This is a genomic window from Bradyrhizobium sp. MI1.4 (genome assembly GCF_055811315.1).
On record NZ_JBVVPP010000115.1, the window covers coordinates 1 to 2116 of the forward strand.

The 2116-nt window shown below is 54.8% G+C and carries 2 protein-coding genes and 1 pseudogene; all 3 read right to left on the reverse strand.

Features of this window, described 5'->3' with window-relative positions; all coding sequences use genetic code 11:
* On the reverse strand, positions 1 to 1223 hold a 1223-nt coding region (locus AC0L23_RS39805; RefSeq protein WP_473358402.1), incomplete at its 3' end, for a M24 family metallopeptidase.
* An 85-nt stretch (positions 1224 to 1308) separates the two neighbouring features.
* A complete protein-coding gene (locus AC0L23_RS39810) occupies positions 1309 to 1740 on the reverse strand; it encodes a D-aminoacyl-tRNA deacylase (RefSeq protein WP_473358403.1) in 432 nt (143 codons plus the stop codon).
* Positions 1632 to 2116: pseudogene (locus AC0L23_RS39815) on the reverse strand (hypothetical protein); the annotation flags it as partial. The gene AC0L23_RS39810 and the pseudogene AC0L23_RS39815, both read right to left, overlap by 109 nt.

The following is a 2116-nucleotide window of genomic DNA, read 5'->3' on the forward strand; positions in this document are numbered from 1 at the left end:
TATTTGGCGACCACCGGTATCGTGCGGGAAGCACGAGAAGTGAGCAATTGCGGGCCAGCGTCGGTCACGACAACGACCTCTTCATGCAGCATCAGCTTCGGTGATCCGTCGAAATACGAAGGATATGAGGTGCTTGGCTCAATATTAATGATCATGCCTGGCTTGAGTATCGTCTTATCGTCCGGTTGAACCGAAGGTAGCTCCGGCATCCATAAACCCATGGAGTGCCCCATTCGCCCGATGTTCGTGGCTTTACCGCGATTGTTTGAGCCATTTAGTACGGCTGACATTGCGCTCCAGACACTACAGATCGGAATGCCAGGTTTAGCGGCGGCAATTCCCGCTTCTGTGGCATCCCAAACGACTTGATAGGCATCCTGGGTGTGCGGATCAGGTGCACCGAACGCAAAGTGTCGGTCGAAGTCGCTCCAATAAAAGTCGAATAGACAGCCCGCATCAATAAACAGCAGGTCTCCATCCGACAGAACTTTGTCGCTCGGGACACCGTAGGGCCGCGTATAGCCCCCGCGGCCAGAAACACCCACGATCTTGCTCGTCTTCTCGACACCGCGACTGAAGCATTCGGCCTCGAACAAGCGACACACCTCTCGTTCCGTCATACCCAGACGCAGCTTTGGTGTCAGATTCTCAAATGCCTCTGAAACAAGCCCGCATACAGTTCGAATTCGGTCGACCTCTAATGGAGACTTGATCATTCGCAAGGGAGTGAAAATCGGATCCGATGCATCGACAAACGTCCGAGGTTTGATCGCATCCGCAACGCGCAAGAAATCTCCCGCAGGGAAGCCAAGCCTACTCTCCGCGCCAAGCTCTACGCCGATTCTGGCGTGCTCTGGCAATAGTTCACGCAACGCTTCGGCAAGTGCTGACACACCCTCATCCTTCGGATTCGGACTAGACCAGCTCCGGCAATTTTTTACCCAGGTTGTCTCTCGATAAAACTGGTCGATTCCCTCGGGGACGATCGCAACAGCCTCACCAGACGAAAGAATAAGAAGAAATCGCGGCCGAGTCGTCTGCTGGGGGGTCGTGCTAGGCTCACCAACGAAATATCGCAAGTTGTGTTCGGCCGTCACCAGAAGCGCGTCTATATTATGCTCTTTCATCAAACGCCGCGCTCGCTCGACCCGGCCTTCGTATTCGATCCGGGGAAACGGATCGTACGGAATTGTCCTAATCGAACCAAAACCAATGGCGTTCATCGCTTTTCTCCAGAGAAATACGTCAAGCGCTGGGCGACCGATAGTTTACATGCTGGTCCGACAGCACATGACAGCTTTCGCGGGCTCATTCGATATCCTTGGAAAGAGCCGCCCGCGGTTTCTTGTGCGAAAGCATCGGGGCGCCGAGTTCCTCTGCAAGCAGGCGAGCAACACCTTTGAAAGGAGCTTTCAGCTTATCGCGATACACGATGCCTTGAATCCCACCCACGATCGAATGCACGCAAGGTCTTAGATCGGCCAAACGACTTTCCTGGTCATAGCCGCCCGACACTAGCCAATGGTTTGGTAGGACGTGGCTTGCCGCTATCGGGGGTTCGTCTTGTGACTGCAATATGGCGCTCGTAAAGCTTGGTTCGAAGTGAACGCCACCGATGCAAAGGACGGAGTTTACCGCTTCGTCCATACGATCGAACGTTCGCGATAGCGCTCGCGCCAGCACCCGAGCGGCAAGTGAATTAGTCCAATCAGCTGGCGAGCTTCCGATCTCGATATCGATTGCAGAAGGCCGCAACTCAGCGAGACGGTACCAGCATCACCCGCCTTGACGCCCGACCAATGAGTAGCTTCCAGGTAAGTGCGAAAGTCGTCAAGACCAGACGTGACGCGCTCGGCTTCGATGGCTAGAAGAAGGCCCCGGGTAATCCGGGGGTCGACTGCGCTGAAAGTCCCCGTGGCCAGGTCGCCGGTCGTTTGAACCGAGAAGATTGCGTTTGGTGCATTGGCACCCTCGTGCCAATTCACGATTCCAATAACGTTGGCGTCATCGAAGCGTTCATTCAAGATTGGCGCGTAGTGCCCATAGTCGTTACTTACGACCTCGTTAGTGGGCACGATCGAAATCCTGGCGTCATGCAAGCCAGGAACCTCGAGTA